This window comes from Pantoea sp. RCC30.1, assembly GCF_058148845.1.
The window spans coordinates 90,349-108,630 of the sequence record NZ_JBXUHX010000001.1; the positions used below are offsets into that span (position 1 = coordinate 90,349).

Annotated in this window: 9 protein-coding genes and 1 pseudogene; 5 read left to right on the top strand and 5 right to left on the bottom strand. The window is 51.9% G+C overall.

Annotation, left to right across the window (positions count from 1 at the left end; translation table 11 throughout):
- Positions 1-25: 25 nt before the first annotated feature.
- Positions 26-1,113 (bottom strand): annotated as a pseudogene (locus AC2LB6_RS00490) (IS3 family transposase).
- Between the two features lie 557 nt (positions 1,114-1,670).
- Here AC2LB6_RS00490 and AC2LB6_RS00495 point away from each other — a divergent pair.
- The 4 genes from AC2LB6_RS00495 (at position 1,671) to AC2LB6_RS00510 (ending at position 11,214) form a co-directional block, all read left to right on the top strand.
- Complete coding sequence (locus AC2LB6_RS00495) at positions 1,671-5,078, top strand: autotransporter domain-containing protein (RefSeq protein ID WP_490091953.1); 3,408 nt, start codon at positions 1,671-1,673, stop codon at positions 5,076-5,078.
- Between the two features lie 71 nt (positions 5,079-5,149).
- Positions 5,150-8,149 (top strand): hypothetical protein, encoded by a 3,000-nt coding sequence (locus AC2LB6_RS00500; RefSeq protein WP_490091954.1) that lies wholly within the window; start codon positions 5,150-5,152, stop codon positions 8,147-8,149.
- 52 nt (positions 8,150-8,201) lie between these two features.
- A complete protein-coding gene (locus AC2LB6_RS00505) occupies positions 8,202-9,842 on the top strand; it encodes an HNH endonuclease (protein ID WP_490091955.1) in 1,641 nt (546 codons plus the stop codon).
- A 493-nt stretch (positions 9,843-10,335) separates the two neighbouring features.
- Positions 10,336-11,214, top strand: a complete 879-nt coding sequence (locus tag AC2LB6_RS00510; RefSeq protein ID WP_490091956.1) for a restriction endonuclease — start codon at positions 10,336-10,338, stop codon at positions 11,212-11,214.
- Positions 11,215-11,254: 40 nt separating this feature from the next.
- Here the strand turns inward: AC2LB6_RS00510 and AC2LB6_RS00515 are convergent, their stop codons facing one another.
- The 3 genes from AC2LB6_RS00515 to AC2LB6_RS00525 form a co-directional block, all read right to left on the bottom strand.
- A complete protein-coding gene (locus AC2LB6_RS00515) occupies positions 11,255-11,671 on the bottom strand; it encodes a type II toxin-antitoxin system VapC family toxin (protein ID WP_480371756.1) in 417 nt (138 codons plus the stop codon).
- A complete protein-coding gene (vapB, locus tag AC2LB6_RS00520) occupies positions 11,668-11,898 on the bottom strand; it encodes a type II toxin-antitoxin system VapB family antitoxin (protein WP_480371755.1) in 231 nt (76 codons plus the stop codon). The genes AC2LB6_RS00515 and vapB overlap by 4 nt, the downstream gene beginning before the upstream one ends.
- 194 nt (positions 11,899-12,092) lie before the next feature.
- A complete protein-coding gene (locus AC2LB6_RS00525; RefSeq protein WP_490091957.1) occupies positions 12,093-12,899 on the bottom strand; it encodes a hypothetical protein in 807 nt (268 codons plus the stop codon).
- 505 nt (positions 12,900-13,404) lie between these two features.
- Between AC2LB6_RS00525 and AC2LB6_RS00530 the strand changes: the two genes are divergently transcribed.
- On the top strand, positions 13,405-17,259 hold the full coding sequence (locus tag AC2LB6_RS00530) for a YobI family P-loop NTPase (RefSeq protein WP_490091958.1): 3,855 nt from the start codon (positions 13,405-13,407) through the stop codon (positions 17,257-17,259).
- 250 nt (positions 17,260-17,509) lie between these two features.
- Here AC2LB6_RS00530 and AC2LB6_RS00535 read toward each other — a convergent pair whose 3' ends face one another.
- Positions 17,510-18,253, bottom strand: coding sequence for a hypothetical protein (locus tag AC2LB6_RS00535; RefSeq protein ID WP_490091959.1), 744 nt, complete (start codon positions 18,251-18,253; stop codon positions 17,510-17,512).
- Positions 18,254-18,282: the final 29 nt, after the last annotated feature.

Here is an 18,282-nt window from a genome sequence, read left to right on the forward strand (position 1 = left end):
TTTTTAACGGCAGTAATAAGTAGAATCAGGTCATACGTTGAATATGCTGCATTGGTGTGAAGCCATTTAACGCCATATTCGGTCGTTCATGATTGTAAAACCATTGCCACTGAGTGGCATAGTCCTGCAATTCATCCAGTGATTTAAACAGATGTTGCCCCAGTCAGTCATAACGTACTGTTCGATTATATCGCTCAATATACGCATTCTGCTGAGGTTTGCCCGGCTGAATAGAACGAAGGGTTATCTTCTGCTGAACTGCCCATGACGTCAGTATTTTTCCTGTATATTCCGGCCCGTTATCACACCGTATAGCTGTCGGTTTTCCTTTCCATTCGATGAGCCGTTCCAGTGTTCGCACAACCCGATTCGCCGGTAGAGAAAAATCGACCTCTATTGCCAGTGCCTCACTGTTAAAATCATCAATAACATTCAGCAGACGGACTGAGCGACCATCCGACAGCTGATCATGCATGAAGTCCATCGACCAGCATTTGTTGCTGCTTTCAGGCACCGCCAGCGGTGCAGGTTTATCCCGTTTCAGCCGTTTTTTCGGCTTAATTCGCATGTTCAGCGACAACTCGCAGTAAATCCGGTACACCCTCTTATGGTTAAACCGGAAGCCTTTTACGTTGCGCAGGTATAAAAAACACAGGCCAAATCCCCAGTTCCGCTGGCTGTCAGTGATGCGGAGCAGCCAGTCGGCAATGAGGTCATTTTCTGCATTCAGTTGAGACTGATAGCGATAGCAACTTTCACTGACCACAAACAGCTTACAGGCAAAACGCACGCTGACGTTTCGGCTTCTGACCGCGTGCTGCGCAATCTGCTTTCGACGCGATGGCGTCACCACTTTTTTGCCATGGCTTCCTGAATAATTTCGGCTTTGAGCCGCTCTTCAGCATACATTTTTTTGAGGCGACGGTTTTCGTCTTCCAGCTCTTTCAGACGTGTCATCATGGAAGCGTCCATACCACCAAAGCGTGAACGCCACTTATAGAAACTGGCATTACTCATGCCATGCTCGCGGCACAGTTCGGCCACCGGTGTTCCGGCCTCGGCTTGCTTCAGGATGGACGTGATCTGGCTGTCAGTGAAACGTGATTTTTTCATAGAGATCTCCCCGCTTCAGATTACGAGAAAATTCTACTTATCAACACACCGATTTTTCGGGGGGATTACCTGCAGGGGTTCAGACCATTTCCCAGCGAGCTGTGCAGAAAGGCCGGCTGACCGGCGGAAATCATCTTTGTTCATCGGATTATTTACTTATCAGGTTAAATGTTTCGCGCTGGTGTTTCCGTGTGTAAATAAGCTGCAGAAAATTTGCAGGGAATCGCGGATCTGTTCAGCCTTTAAACCCGCGCTAAGCGTGTCCGGGCAGTCTCGGGAGGCAGTGAATTAAACTGATAAACCTAATCTTCAGCAGTGCTTATGATTATGCTGTTCCGGTACGTCAGGAGGTTTCGCTGGGAATGTGACGGAACGGGACGCGGGCGCTTACATTCGCCCGGCAGTCTTTGTGGCAGTAATTTCTCATGATAATTTACCTTATAGGATAAATCTTAAAAACAAGCTAACAAAACGCTTCTGGGTGAACCATGCGCTGTGCCAGTTTTTTCAGGCGGACAACTGTCTGCCTGACCACCGCTTTTGTCATATTTTGTTCTGTGCCAGCCGCCTTAGCGCTGTCAAGCGGCTGCGCCGCGGTAAATGCCCTGTCGGGCTCCTCCACCCTTGCCTTCAGCACAAACCGCTACCCGGCTTCTGACTTTGCGACCGGTGATGCCCTGACGCTGAGCTTTACCGACAGCGGTGGGGCATACGGTGGAAGCGCGGCGATGGCCGACAGCGTCAGCATCGCGCGTTACAACCTCAGCAGTTTCCAGACCTACAATGCCGCCAGCGCTACCAGTAGCTCGCCTCACACCGAGACTATCACCGTGCCCTCAGGCAGCCTGGAGGCAAACGGCGTCGCCCTCCGCGCCACGACGTCGAACGGTCAGATAAGCAACCTGGTGTTCAGCTGCACCAGCGCCTCCACCGCCTCCGCCGACGCCACGCTTTCCGGTCTGACGCTTTCGTCAGGCACGTTGTCACCGGCAGTCAGCGCCGCAACCAGCAGTTACAGCGCCTCGGTCGCCAGCAGCGTGTCATCTGTCACGGTCACCCCCGTTGTCGCCGAGAGCCACGCCACCGTGACAGTAGACGGTACCGCCGTCGCATCCGGCTCGGCATCCCAGTCCGTCAGCCTGACATCCGGCAGCACGACCAGCATTTCCGTCGTCGTCACGGCGCAGGACGGTACGACCCGTGCGTATACGCTCAGCGTCACCCGCGCGGAAGCCGCCCCGGTGTCGTCAGGCAACGCCGCTACCGTCGCCGCTGACAGCACGAACAACGTCATACCGCTCTCCCTGAGCGGCGGAGCGGCGAGCTCAGTGACGCTCGTCTCCTCCCCGGCTCATGGCAGCGCGACGGTCAGCGGGACCTCGGTAATTTACACGCCCGCAGCCGGCTATTCCGGCAGCGACAGCTTTATCTGGAATGCGTCCAACAGCGGCGGCACCTCTGCCGATGCCACCGTATCTCTGACGGTTACCCCGCCGGTGCTGAGGGTGACGCCGGCATCAGGCACCCTGACCGCTGCCATCATGGGGAGCGCGTGGTCACAGAATCTGACGGTCTCCGGCGGTACCTCTCCCTGGACCTGGTCCGCCACCGCACTGCCCGCCGGGATCACGTTCGACGCATCGGCCGGCACACTGTCCGGAACGCCCTCTGCCGCAGGCAGCTACAGCTTCGAGGTCACCGCAACGGATGCAAACGGTGCGACCGGCAGCGCCAGCTATACGCTGGTCGTCAGCGCCGCCTCACCGGTGGCCAGCGACAGCACGGCCACCGTGGCCGCCAACAGCAGCAGCAATCCGGTCACGCTCAGTCTCTCCGGTGGAACGGCCAGTTCGCTCAGCATCGTGAGCCCGCCGGCTCACGGCAGCCTGGCAGTTTCGGGTCTGACGGTGTCCTATACGCCTGCCACGGGGTATGCGGGCAGCGACGGCTTTACCTATACTGCCACCAACAGCAGTGGCACCTCTGCCAGCGCCCGCGTGTCGCTGACCGTGACACCGGTGCTGCTGACGCTCTCACCAGGCAGCGGCGCCCTGCCTGCGGCCACGGCGGGCAGCAGCTGGAGCCAGACGCTGACGGCCTCGGGCGGCAGCGCACCCTATACCTTCAGCGCCACCGCCCTGCCCGCCGGGGTTACGCTGAACGCGGCAACGGGGGCGCTGGCCGGAACACCGACCGCGTCCGGCACTTATCGCTTCCAGGTTACCGCCGCTGACAGCCTGGGCAACAGCGGCACGGCCAGCTACTCGCTGGCGGTCAGTGCCGCCGTATCCGCCGCCCTACAGCTCCAGCCCGCGGGCGGCGCCCTGCCAGAGGGAAAAGCCGGGCAGGCATACTCTCAGGCCCTAAGCGTCACGGCCGGCACCGCGCCCTATCGCTGGCAGCTGAGCGGCACCCTGCAGCGTGGACTGACGTTTAGCGACGGCCAGCTGTCGGGTACACCGCAGTCTTCCGGAAGCAGCACGTTCAGCGTTCTGGTGACCGATGCCACCGGCAGGGCTCTGCAGGCGGGATACTCGCTGAACATTGGCGCTGCGGCACCGTCCGCGGCTGACCATGCCGCCACGGTGGCCGCCGGACAGTCGGTCACCGTCAGCCTGACCGGCGGGGCGACCGGCGGCCCGTTCACCGGCGCGCGGCTGCAGGAGCAGCCGGACACCAGCCTGGGTAAAGCCTCAGTCCAGGCTACGGGTGACGGCTATCAGCTGCTGTTCAACGCCGCCGCGCAGGCCAGCGGCACCCTCACGCTCCGCTATATACTGACCAGCGCGGCCGGGACCACTTCGCCAGCGCTTATTACCCTGACCATTACCGCGCGCCCCGACCCGTCCAGGGATGCTGACGTCATCGGACTGGTGAGCGCGCAGTATCGGGCTGCACAGAATTTTGCCCGCGCGCAGCTGCGTAACTTCAGCGACCGCCTGGAGCAGCTGCACCGCGGGACCGACCTGCCTTCTGACATGAGCGGCGTCCGTTTTTCTATGCCCTCCTCCGGGCCTGAGCACGACGCCGACCGGAATATGTGGACGACGGCCTGGCAGCAGCAGAAACCGGGCCTGTCGGACGCGCCGCGCCAGCCTGCCGCTCCGGCACTGCCTTTCGCCGGCGAAGCGCAGGCGCAACGGCTGTCGTACTGGACCGGAGGCTATGTTGATTTTGGCGGCGACAATGCGGACGGCGTGCGCTTCAGTCACACCACCGTGGGCGTGACCACCGGGGCCGACTACCGCTTTAGCGAGACCTTCACCGGCGGCGCGGGCATTGGATTCGGCCGCGACGTCAGCGACGTTGGCGACAGCGGCACCCGGACAAATGGTCGCGCGCTCAGCGCCGCCCTCTATGGCAGCTATCACCCGGGTCCCTTCTTTGTGGACGGCTTGCTGGGACACGGCACGCTGAGCTTTGACAGCCGCCGTGCGGTCACGGATTCTGACGCCGTGGCCCGCGGTTCACGGTCGGGGCGTCAGATCTTTACGTCGCTGACCTCGGGTTATGAATTCCGTGCGCCTGACCACCTGCTTTCACCCTACGCCCGTCTGCAGTACACCCGCACGTCGCTGGACGGCTTCAGCGAGTCGGGCGCCGGTGCGTTCAGCCTGGCCTACGCGTCACAGACGGCTGAGCAGGTCGTGACGGCCGCCGGCCTGCGGGGTGAACGCACCGTACCGGCCCGCTGGGGCATCCTGCGCCTGCAGGGACGCATTGAGTATGCACAGACGCTCAGCGACGCCGGTACCGCGCGGATCGGTTACGCAGACACCGCTGACGACACCTGGCGCGTGGCGCTGACGGAGACCAGCCGGCAGGCGATGACGGTCGGCACCGGGATTGATTTTCTACTCCCGTACAACATCACGCCGGGCATTGCCTATCAGGGCACGCTGGGGCTTGACGCGCAGCGCACGCGCGAGCAGATGGTGATGATCCGGGTCAGCATTGGTTTCTGACGACAGAATAAGCAGCCCCGCACGGGGTCTTTATCACGCAGTTTCATCACTTCAAGAGAGAGTTCAGCAAGATGGTACCGGAAAACGACAGCAAGGGTGGAGAAAACGACACGCCAAATATCTCCGCTTACATGCCGCACAAAGACAGCCAGGGCAGAACCCCGGAGGAGAGGCTGGCCAGACTGCAGAACAGTGATGAGATGATGCGGCTCAGTAAAGCGGAGAAAGACGCGGAAGAACGCAAGAAGGCGGACGAAAGAGAGACGGCCGACAGGCGGTCTGCGCTGCTGAATGCGGTCCGGGTCAGTACGCCCGATCTGAGTACGAAACTGTTTGAGGAAATGAAGGCGCTGGCCTCACGGGACAAAAGTTTTTCCAGCCGGGATGCGATTGCCCTGATGAATGCGACGGGCGTGACCCTGAATCCTTCGCACGATTTTTACGACCTGAACACCGCGCAGCGAAATGACCTGCTGGATCGCATCGGATTTTACCGGGGGGTGGTCATTGACCAGACCTCGGCCAATACCGTGGAGTCCGGGTTTCGTGAAGTTATCAGGCGCCCTGACGACCAGTCGTCCGGGGATGATGAGGACCGCGAGAGCATTCCCGCCACGCTTTTTTACCGCCGCCCTAACTTCTCTGGCTATTTTGAAAATAACCATACCAGCAATCATTCCGTCCATCAGATGCAGAAAAACGGGGTGACCAATCTCGCCTTATCACTGAACGTCGCAATGGGATCGATTAAAAGCGCTGCAATTGGAACCGAGTACGCATCGTCAAGCCAGAGTCGGATCACCGCGGGAGGGATAAACAGGACGCTGTACACGACGGCCAGTTTTTATCTTCCCATGATCGAATTATCCTTCGATGATTCAGAAGTGTGCGCCAGCCAGGCATTTATCCGTGCCTGCCGGACCGCGCTGACAATCTCCCTTCCAGATTTAGCCGAACCCGCTAAAGACGATGCGCCGGCAGAAACCGATGCAGATCTGAAGGATCGGCAGGCCAGTGAGGCAATGAAAGCCCGGTTCAGACGCCTGAAAAAGGTGCTCGATACATTCGGTCATTTTGTGCCGGTCAGTACCCGGGTAGGCGGGCGCCTGTATGTGACCGAGGAAAAGCAACTGACGACGAAGGAACAGAGCACTGACCTGACCGAGCGCTTTGCGGTCGCTGTCAAAGCCAGCTTCTCTCACCCGGTTGCCAGCGGTGATGCGGGGCTGAAATATGAAAACTCGGTCCAGACGACCTTCTCAGATGAGGCGTCAAGTGAAGCTCAGCACCTTATTTTTCAGGCAGTCGGCGGGGAAGGGGCTGCGGTTCAGAATGCCAGCCTGTGGGCAGATTCTCTGGCTGATTATCGCCGCTGGTCTGCCATTCAGCGTGAAAATTTAGTGCCCACCGTCAACCTGCTGCCGGTGGCGCTAAGAGAGGAAGCATGGCACGTGCTTGAAAAATTTTCGCAGGCCAGTGATAAGCGTTCTCTTCTGAATGATGAGGATGCCTCATTTTTATTCTTCGGCGAATATGGAGAAAGAGCCGGTTCAGAAGCGCGGGAAATTTATTTCAGCATTCAGAACCTCGCCAGGCCGGCCGCGGTATCGCTGGGGCTGACTCCGCCGCGGCAGGGGGATACGGCCGTGCTGTCTCATCCTTCACTCAGTCAGGCGCAGATATGGCACCTGACTGCAGACGGGCAAATCATCAGCTACATCAGGGTCAAACCCGGAGCGACAGGCCCGCGCGAGGACATTGCTTTTGCACTGACTGCCGGTACGGAAGATAAGGATTCAGGATATCACGTCCTGATCCGTAAAGTGGGGTCTTCGCCGCTTCAGCAATGGCAATGCACAGAAGCGGGTGAGATTGTTAATACCGCCTTGTCTGATACTGAAAACCGGTTTGTTCTGACGGCAGGCAGCAGTGAAAAACTGACGCTGACAAAACAGACGCCGGGCTCTGATCTGACCCAGCTGTGGACACTGCAGGAGTTTTCGCACAATGAGATAAAGGACAGCAAGCCGCCGGTTATTGCCGAGAGCAGGGTCAGATTCACCTGTAAGGATAAGAAGCTGGCGCTTTCGGTGCTGGAAGGTGCGTATCAGAAAGAGCTCACAGACGCGAAACGCTATACCGTCTGCGCGCAGCCCTTTACAGGCGGAGCGCATCAGCTGTGGCAAAAAGACGCGGCGGGAAATATTACCTCGTGTCTGAAAACGGCCACCGGAAAGGATGTCTATCTGTCCTCGGCGGATATTGCCGGGGCTCCTTATCCTGTCGCCACGACCTATGATGCATTGCTGACTCAGCGCTGGAAAAACGACGTCAACGGCCATCTGATGCCGGCGAGCGGGCCACTGGCAGACAGGATGATGTCAGTGAATGCCCAGTCTGATGAAAGCCAGCCTGTGTACCTGTCCGAAGCAAGAGCTGATATCCATACCGCATGGAAAATGGAGGAGGTTTCAGAACACGAGATTGCCAGCGAAGCAGAGTATTCCCTTCTGGCCGGTCAGGCATTTGAAGAAAAGAAGGAGGTGTTTACGGTGGACTCACGGGAGCTGGTGATTAACGGATACATCCGTGAAATCAGCCTGTACGCAGTAGACCGGAAAATTTTTAACTTCAACGGGATAGGCATTGGTGAGGGCTGGGCCCTGCAGATGCGGCTGAAAACGCAAAGAACGGGCGGCGGAGAAGAAAACATACAACATCAGGGGGCCCCCAACCGGGATAATCAGCTGTTTGAGGAGCTGTCACCGGTGTACGTTGAGACCGCCATGGTCTACCTGCCCGACTGGCCCATTTACTCGCTGCGCCTGTCCATCCGGCGGGGCGTGAAAAACGTCCTCTGCTTCGAATATAAACCGAGGAAAGAAAGTGACTGGGTCGGAGCAGATTCCGATGGCAGCACCCTCACAGAGTGGCAGCCAGGCTATGTGGAGGTAGGCAAAGGCGTAATGAAAAGCAGTGGGCCCGGTATCGCCGGCCTCGGCCTTCATTATGAAAGGAATGCAGCCGGGAATGCAGCGCGCATTTCGCCCAGACTGTTGCTGAAGAAATAATTAACCTGGTGACAGCCCCCGGTTGTCACTGTTTTTTATCAGGAGGACATATTTGCGCCTGTTTATGAGTTACCTTTTCAAAAAAAATGAATTTGATGAAGACCATAATAAAGATAATTCTTTTTTGGATAAGGAAAAAAAAGGGTTGATTAAAAAACATCCTTTCTTCTATGAATATTTTGACGAGGCGCCGGTATGCCCTTACTGTAATGAGCACATTGATTATAAGCACGCCGCCGTAGACCATATAATTCCTTTTAAAATGTTTGCGCGTTATCATTTACTGAAAAATATCAGTATGGATATCGATACTTTTCTGGATGCTGGTATATATGACCCAGAAAATTTTTGTCTCTGCTGCGCCAGCTGCAACTCATCCAAAGGTAACAGGCTGGCTATAGAAAAAATCTATATGGCTATAGAAAATTTCACAGCGGCCGGGGTTGATACGGGTATGTTCAGGAAGGCCTTGATGATAGCCACGGATATTCTGGAGACGCTTCCTGCCTATCAGGCTATGTATTGTATGAAAGGAATCTACTGGAAACCAGATGTTTCATTATTAAAACCAGAAGTATTAGGTGAAGAGTTAAAAAGATGTGATAAATGGATGTCATCTTTTATCGGGGGGAAAGAAGTCAACCTCAATGATGCTGTGTTATGGCTTTCTGAGAAAATAAGCGACAACCTGGCTGCCCCCACCCATTCAGCCTTAATCAACCGCCATTTACTTGGAATAGCTAAATACAAAGTTGGCACTGTCAAATTTACCGCTTTAGTGAGCATCAGAAAACCCGCGGATGCAGAAAGTAAAAATAAATTATTAAAAGTGTCTATCGACCACGGTCATCACGGACACGAGAAATATCTGAATGAGGTACAGTTCAACGGCCTGAGCCTCGCATATGTACTACGAACTGTAGAAAGTATTCTGATGAATATGCCAAAAGAACAAAAAACAATAATCGAGGAACAGAGTCAATCGGAGTCTGAAGCTGGCACAATGGCACCTGTAAACGTATCGTTACTCCTGTCAAACCCCGCAGAGGATTGCGCCGGCGATGATGAAGATGACGATGAATATCTGTATGACTCTGATTCAAGAGGCAGAAAAAATAAAGTCATTGCGGATGTGAAACCGGAAAAACCGCTTCCTCTCCAAAAGGAAAACGTGGGTGATCCCTATCTGAAAGGGAAATATCTCCGGAAGGCACTGACATTAAAACAGGTGTTTAAGAAAAAGCAAAGCCTGCCGGTTCTTTGCTGTTGTTATTGCCTGGGTTTTTATCCTTCGAGTTCTTTCCAGATAGACCATATAGATTCTGGCCTGAAAAAAAGTAGGTACCATCTGAGTTACAACCTGCTTGCTGTCTGCCAGGGGTGTAATAATAATAAAAGAGAAAAGAGGCTCACAGCGGATTTTCTCAAGAAACGTATTGAAGACAGACTGAAGTCAGACAGAAAGACAGGACTGGAAAGTCAGATAACAGAGAGCTCTCTGTATAATTATACCCCGATGTTTATAGCCAGGTGCATGCAGGCTTACGTCCTGCGGGAACACATCAAAACTTCATGGGGAAGCCTTGACGAAAATTACACTGCTGAAAGGATTGAAATTCTGAAAGAAACACAGATGGATTTTTCTTTGCCGGTAGACTTTACTGAAAACTATGAGAAGTTTAAGCAGAGATGAAAATTACGTCCGGGACTGACAGAGTCAGGGAGGTACCCGGTACCGGGGAATTGTCCTCTGGCAGAAGTAGTGCGTGAGTCCGCGCTGGTGAGGCTGTGCCCGCATGTACCCGGCGGACCGCGAGCTGCTCTGGTTATGCCACCCGGCTCATGCAGGCACATAGCCTGAGAGCGTATCCGGATGATGATAATGGTTGCACTTCTGTTTATCGGCCCTGAACGTTCGAGCGTGAGCAGTAACCACGCCAGTGGCGGCAGTTATCTCTGCTCTGCAGGGTTATTACTCTTCAGCACCCCACCCGTCTTTAAGCAACTTTTCATCCCAGATGGAAAAATTCTGTTTTATTCACTGTATCCAGCACTTGCTGCCTCTGTTAAATCCTGCAGATTCGGAAAAAGGAAAAGTCGGAACACACAAAAACTGACGCACAGGTGTTTACTCATTACCACCTGCAATTTCATAACGTTATACTGTGATAAAACAGGAGGCTGGCGTGAAACTGAAAATGCAGGAAATGAGACTCTTTAACCTCGTGTTTGAGAGCGATCCCGGCTGGATACTCGATTTCTCCAACCGTACACTGTCGGCTTTTTTTGATGAAGAGCTGAACATTGATATTGATGATGAACGTTATCAGGCTGAGGGAACCTCAAAAGCCAAACGGGTCAGATGTCTGCTGAAGCAGGTGGATCGCGAGACCGCCCTGCGGGTCCTTGGTGCCCTCTGGCAGTACAAAATGGAGTCCATGCCTGAACAGGCCGAACAAAGCCGTAATGACTATCTTGCACTCATTTCCCGTTTGGAAAACGCTGACACCGATACAGCCAAAGGTGACAGGCCGGCTCAGGTATGGAACGGTGTTGACTGGCCTTCACTGATAGCCGAAATGAACGCCATGAAATCCCTGGCCCCCCATCCCCGGGGCTTCCGGTTTGAAACCTGGCTTGCTGAACTGTTCAGTACCTTTAGGCTTGCCCCCCGTTCGTCATTCCGTAATACGGGTGAGCAGATTGACGGCAGCTTCCGGCTGAATGATGACTTTTACCTGATGGAAGCCAAATGGCATCAAAACCGAACGCCGGCGGCAGATTTGCACGTATTCGAAGGTAAACTCAGCACCAAGGCAAAATGGGCCCGGGGAGTGTTCATCAGCTGGATGGGGTTTACTGATGAAGGTCTGACGGCCTTCGGAAAAGGGAAACGGGTGATCTGCGTCAGTGGTTATGATCTTTATCATTCACTCAGTCATGGTATCGCCCTGCCCGACCTGCTGGAAGCGAAGCTCCGGCATGCGGCTGAAACCGGGAAGCCTTATGCTGAGCTCGACAGGCTCTACACCCTTAAGAACAAAATACCCGGCACGCCGAAATAACCTGCCGGGTAATACAAGATATTACCCTGAAAAGAGTGGCTTACTTCGCCCAATCTTCAAATGTTAACCCCGGCACCCGCTCAAATTCCCGCGTGTTGTTTGTCACCAGAACGGCGCCGGCCGCAATTGCATGCCCGGCAATAGCCGTATCGTTCGGGCCGATCGGCGTCCCGGCCAGGCGCAGCGCCACCTTAACGTCCGTGGTGGCGTCGACCGCTGCGCGATCCCAGGGGAGGATGGCATCGAGGCGGGCGCAGAACGCGTCAACCAGCTCAATGTGGCGCGGCGAGGCCTTCGGGCCGGTGGCGCCGAAGCGCATCTCGGAGTAGGTAATGGCCGAGACCACGATACGCTGATTTCGCAGCACCGCCTGCGCCAGGCGCTGCAGTACTGCGTCCGGCTGCTCGCGCATGATGAACGAGCAGATGCAGGTATCGAGCATGTAAATTTTGTTCACAGGTCAAATCGCCCTTCGTCGCTGACAACGTCCTCGCGATCCGCCAGAAAGTCCGGATCGGCCTTTTCGAGGCCGGCGAACGAGCCCCAGGTCGGCCGGGCGGGACGCAGGATGATGCTGTCCCCTTCCCGGACGATCTCCAGCTCGCTTACGCCTTCAAAGTCCATATCCCGGGGCAGACGGATGGCGCGGTTATTGCCGTTTTTGAATACAGATACAGTTCGCATAGTTACTCCTTCCGGACGTGTTTACGACACCCTGCCGTTACCGGCCTTTTTGTGCAGCCATAACCGGTCTGCATAGGTCCAGTATATGCAGAAAGTAGATGTATGTATAGGTGCAGTATATGCAGATGCTTAACATATCCCCATTACTCTGTTTTTCATTAAAGATCCGGAAAAAGGCAAAACCGGAATAGAGACTAGATGTCTGCACTCGTTAGTTGCTGCGGTGATTCCCCGCGCGCAATTTGTTGCAGATACTTGTCAATTTTTTCCCGGGTTTCGCCTGTACGAGTGAAATCCACACTTTCGTGATGTCTTTCTAAGGAGTCGAGAAGGGCTTCTAAGTGACTGACTCGATCATAAATATGCCAGAGGACACAGACCATCTTCCACTGACGATCTGGATAACGATGAGTCTTTATGGTACGGGAATAAGCATCTTCTACGTTCGGATTATAAAGACTGTTCAGTGCGTTAGCGTCTTCAATGCGACAAGCTTGCTCTTCTCTGATTTGGTTTATCAGCAATGCATCGGCACCAGCTTTATCCTCTATACCGATAAGCTGCCATACCTTTGAATAATGCGATTCTTCGTGAAAAGCTGCACTCAGCAGTAGTAATTCTCCGTTTCTACCAGAGAGTTGAGCCACCACCTTTTCCTTCAGCTCGCTGCAGTATCTCCTTAAGTTAGGATCACGGGCGAGCGAAGAAGGCTCGTAGGCTGCACGGGCATATATGTAGAACAGCAGAGTCTCGACATACATACGTCCTGTCTGTTCAGTTTTATGTAGAAGTTCATAACTCCATTTGCTGACAGGGGTCTGTTCCGGCATTGCTTCCCGTAGCAGCCTTAGAACCGGACCAGCCTGGAAAATGACTTCTTTCCATTGCTGATCTTGCTTACTTTTTTCGTCTACTGAGCTGGCAAAATTCCATTGCGTGAAAAGATCTTCATAGCGACCAGCAAGTACCTCAAGCTGTTGTTTTTCCTGCTGTTGAAGCATTATCCGTGTACGCTGTTCCTCATGTATCTTTAACCCCTTCCCGATTTGATCATTGACGAAGTTGATCAATGGAAACAGGTCAGGAAACAGGTATTGTTTGGGGCTTTAAGGCGCAGGAATCAACTTCAATATGGCGCTAAGCTTTTCTTCACTGATAAACGGCCCAGAAAACTGTCCCGTACCACTATTACGGAACCCTGCAAATAGCTCGTATCTACTCATTATTATTTCCTAATGCTTTTGGTGGCCACACACGAACGCTAGTTGATCGCTCTCTAAGCTCGGATTCTCTTCCAAACACCTAAGGTGATGGTATCCGGGTGTTTCAAACATATTCAGTACAATTTATACATAAAATTTTTTAGTACATACATGGCTTACACTATTTTCCGCACATCCTTAAAAAGGATGAAACGGAGAGCGTACTACATCCTGATAAGCCCTAAATACCGCTGTATTAGTCTCTTAATCCTGATTAAATGACAGGTATTCAGCAGATATACTGATGCAAACTTACAAACCTCTGGTGGAAGATATGATGAAAACGCCACGGCTGGCGGGGCTTCTGGCTCTCGTTAAGGCTGAGAACGAAGAAGAAAATGAAGTGACATATGATTATGATGCGCTGACGCCGTCACTAATGAATGAAGAAGATGCAAAGCATTATATCAACGCGCTGAACTTTGCATGTCATAAACCTGATATCAAAAACATTGCCGTTACCGGCCCTTACGGGGCGGGAAAAAGCTCTGTCCTCCTTACCTGGTCAAAACGCCGACAGGGAGATTTGAAAATCATGACGGTTTCGCTTGCTGATTTTGACATGATCCGGACTACAACTGAGACTGACGACAAGTCCGCAGAATCCGGAACAAAGACTGAAAAAAAGACCAAGCAGGAAAAATCTATTGAATACAGTATCCTGCAGCAAATACTGTACAAAGCCCGCAAAAGCGACCTTCCCTATTCGCGTATCGAGCGGATCGCAGATGTCACACCGTTACAGATGCGCAAAATGGCTCTGGGCCTGCTGGCGACAGTAGGATGTGGTCTGTCAGGCCTTATATTTCTTTTCCCCGACTATTTCAGAAACAAACTGTCGGTTTCCACCGCGTTCAGCGAGTTCATACTTAATATTCCCTCTGTCTTAAGGATCGGTGTTCTGGCCAGCGGCGCGTTCTTTGTCATGTTTTACCTCCTTCTCAGCAAACTTCACCGTATGGGAATATTTGACCGACGCGTAAGCATAGACAAGATTGATCTCTCAAAAGGGGCTACCATATCGACCCGGCCGTCGGATCCCTCACTGCTGAACGTTTTTATTGATGAAATAGTCTATTTTTTTGAAAAGCAGAAATATAATGTAGTCATTTTTGAGGATCTGGACCGGCATAATGATGGTGCTATATTTATTAAGCTGCGTGAAATTAACCAGATAATAAACAGCAGCCGGACCTCTGATGATCACGTACGTTTTATCTACGCTGTCAGAGACGACATATTCAATTCTCCAGAAGCACGCACTAAATTTTTTGACTTCGTTATGCCCGTGATCCCAGTGATGGACAGCCAGAATGCAACAGACCATTTCTTAAAGAAATTCAGAAAAGAAGAGATCGATGTGGCTGGTTTTGAGCAGTGTATTTCCCGGATCGCAATTTTTATTCCGGATATGCGTGTACTTAACAGTATAGCCAATGAATTCCGGCTTTACAGGAATTTGGTCAACAATGGCGAGGACATTATACGGCTTCTTTCTCTTATCGCTTACAAAAATATCTGCTCGCGAGATTATCACTTGATAGATTCAAAGCAGGGTATTTTATATGGCGTAATAAATGCTCATATTTCAGGCGGGCTCTCTTCCATTTTTGAGGAAAGGATTGCGGCAGAACTAGATAGCCTGAATACCCAGATTTCAGAAATAACTGACGAGACTGAAAAGGATAAATCAGGTTTAATCAGGGACATTCTCTCAGTTTACATCAGTGAAAAAATAAAAGAAGAGGTTCAGTTCTGTGATCATTATGGTACGACGTTTTCCTTAGATCAGGTTGTTAATGATGAAGATATATTTTTTTCCATGCTGGAAAAACAGGGATTGTTTGTAAGGACGAACACCCGCGGATTAAACCTGAAAAATATAACGTCCGCAGAAACTGAAAAGATATTACGTGAATATCAAAGGCGGTGTGAGCTTCTGAATTCAAAATCTGACGGGAAACTCGCTGATGTTGAAAAAAGAGCGGGACATCTTCGCCAGCGGAGGCGCAGACTCCAGTCAATCCGCCCAGGAACGCTGATCGAAAGAATGGGAAGTGAAGGCTTCAGGAGCTGGATAAGTGATACTCTGTACATCGACTGCAGCCCTGACAGCCGTGAAGGTTATACTGCCACACAGGTTGATTTTATTTACTCTCTTCTGCGTTGGGGATACCTCTCCACGGACTATATGTCATACCGATCGGTGTTTATTCCCGGAAGCCTCAGCAGCAGCGACAACGATTTCATCCGCGCCGTCAGCGCAGGAAGGGAACATTCCACCACAACCGCAATGATGCTTGACAGGACAGCTAACGTTGTCGAAAAACTGAAGGAGCTGGGGCTGCTGCTGCAGGACAACGCGTGGCATGCCAGCGTACTTCTTTACCTGCTTGAATACGACCAGCGTCAGTTAGGCGAAATAATTCAAATCCAGCTTGAGGACGGGGAAGAGCACCGGCTTGAGCAGCTTTGCAAGCATGCCTTCTGCAGCTGGTCAGCAGAAAAGAGCATTGCATACACAGAGCTCATGACTTCCGATACCTGGGCAACCAAAGAATTTTTAAGCCGCCTCTGTAATATGAGCGATAAAAAATCGGCAATGAAGCTGCTGGTGACCCTCTTCTGTGCTTCAGAGCTGCGCTGGAATAACGAAACAACCGACATGAGGGAAGCAGCAGAGAAGATATTCTCTGAACACGGCGATATTCCTGACGTGGTTCCGGACGGTTATGCAGAATTATTTACGTATAACCTCAGGCGGACACGGGTGATCCTGTTCCGCATCGGAGAATGTAATTCCGATCAGGGGGGTGAAATTGTGTCTGCAATCGCTTTTTCTGAATTATGGCAATATTCAAAAGATAACCTTTCAAACATCATCAACATACTCTCCGGTTATGACAGTAGTATATATGAAAACTTCCTGAGAGAACCATTCAGCACGCTTGAGACTTTTAAGGTACCACCGCTAAAAAAAGTTATAGATCAGAATGTAAATGGTTTTATTACTGATTTTTTCATCTCTTCTGAGGAATATAATAGGATTTCTTCAGTATTAAATAATTCGGCATCTTCAGTTGATAAAATACAGATGATTGCACGGGAAATGACATTTTTAATCGAGGATATCAGTAATATTAAGGAGCGCAGCGGCGTATTTCTCAGTTACAGAAAGATCTCGGCTGAAACAAGCATCTATACGGTGCTTCTTGAAAAGAATCGCATTGCGCCCACCTGGAATAACGTTGAATACCTGCTTAATCTGAGCAGTGACCTTGCACCGTGGTTTGCCATCTGGTTTGATATAAACCACTCAAAGATAATCGATATTCCCTCGGCGTTGTCTTCTTTTGATGTATACAGTGAATTAATTCATAAGATTTATTCCTCAGGCGCCTTAAACGAGGCGGCCCGGCGAACTATACTTTCCGCTATAGAACTGACGCTTCTGTCACTGCCGGAAATTCTCACCGTTGACGAAGCAGCACTGCTGATTGAATATCGTAGACTGGCTCCTCTCCGCAGCGTCTATCAGCAGATATACACCGCCTTCCATGAGGAAGGTAACCACGTTGTTCCGCTGCTTGCGGGCCTCGTCCTGCAGCGCCCGGCGTTGCTGGAAAAGGATCCTGAATTCATTTTAATCAACAACGGCGCGTTTTCTCCTGTGCTGGCCATGCAGCTTCTGACGAGCAATGGATTGCCGGATTCACTTCTTACATCTACCCTGGAGTGGCTCTGGGAATACGATCCTGAGATTTTTGATGGCCCCCTGTTTATCAACGCATCTACGCTGCTGCAGCTATTAATACTCCACAAAAATGAAAGCATATTGCGGGCGCTACTCGTCCAGCTGCTGAAGGCGGGTGCTATGACATACGATACGATTGCACGGACTATTCGCTCATTCAGCGACTCCGTTTCAGGGTCTTTTATCAGCGACCTCAACCACAGAAGCATTGACTTTTCTGAGGACGAACTGGAGCTGGCCCGACTGCTGGAGTCGGTCGGCTTTATACGGTCGTTAAATCCGGAGAAGAAAGAGGGGCGCTACCGGTTCATTCCCCATAACAGTCCGGTTTTCCGGCGTGATTAATACCTTATGAATATAAATCCTGCATGCGGCGGTATATCTCTCCGTGATGCAGGTTTTCTTTCTAAAATCCTTTTGATGCCTTAAAGCATTTTTATTCCCCCTCCTTAAATATTTTTGCCTAATTCACTGCATTCAGCCGGTTTGTGTTTTTAAATCCTCAGGATCCGGAAAAAGGAAATTTCGGAAATCTGATTGGACTGGTAATGAGTAACGACTAAAAATAAGGCACCTGTGGAAAGGTGCCTGAGAATCACTGGCCGATATAGGTCAGGGCGGTGTTTACAGCAACGGTTAATGCAGGCAGCGCGCCTGCGACAGTGACAACATTCGCCACGTCGCTCAGTAGATCGGAAATTTTCTCACCGAACCTGCTGTTTGTGCCCTTACTGATTTCTTTGCGGTACTCCGGATTCAGAACGGCCAGGCCAAGAGTTGACTGCACGGCATCCATTACCGGCTCAACGCCGGAAATACCGTATGTTTCCAGTGCTTCCTGGATTTGTGAAAGCTGTTTCAGCAGCAGGGTCTTCATCGTGGCAGGCAGATCAGCCTCCCGGATATCGTTACGCAGTTCGGTTAACCTCTCCAGCAGAGCTTCAATTTCTTCTGACTGCATAGCCGCGTGTGCGCCACGGGTTTCAAAAAGGTCTGACAGCATACTGAGTTCTGAGAATGTGCGGTCATCAATATGCTGCATGAACGACTGCCAGGTACTGTTGAGAGCCTGTGAAACAAATGCCGTATCAACGCATGTTTTCCAGTGCGTGGATTTTCCCCTGAGAGCGGAGAAATGATCCTCTCTGACCTGCACTATTCTTCCTGGCAATTCCATGACCCGGGCCAGGCGGGAAAGAAGATGCTGCTCATTATTTTTCTGAGCCTGCAGGAGAAAGACCCATACCGAGCGACAGTTTTGGTCCCGATTTTGTGTTTTTCCTGCTTCAAGAATATCCAGTAATCGCTGAGCCGGATTGTCAATTTTCAGTTCATTCATTCTTTTAATATCCTGCAATTCATATCCGG

Bases quoted from the DNA above. Each gene is read 5' to 3' on its own strand.
- AC2LB6_RS00500 (WP_490091954.1), top strand. From the start codon at position 5,150: ATGGTACCGGAAAACGACAGCAAGGGTGGAGAAAACGACACGCCAAAT.
- vapB (WP_480371755.1), bottom strand. From the start codon at position 11,898: ATGCGAACTGTATCTGTATTCAAAAACGGCAATAACCGCGCCATCCGT.
- AC2LB6_RS00525 (WP_490091957.1), bottom strand. From the start codon at position 12,899: ATGCTTCAACAGCAGGAAAAACAACAGCTTGAGGTACTTGCTGGTCGC.
- AC2LB6_RS00530 (WP_490091958.1), top strand. From the start codon at position 13,405: ATGCAAACTTACAAACCTCTGGTGGAAGATATGATGAAAACGCCACGG.
- AC2LB6_RS00535 (WP_490091959.1), bottom strand. From the start codon at position 18,253: ATGAATGAACTGAAAATTGACAATCCGGCTCAGCGATTACTGGATATT.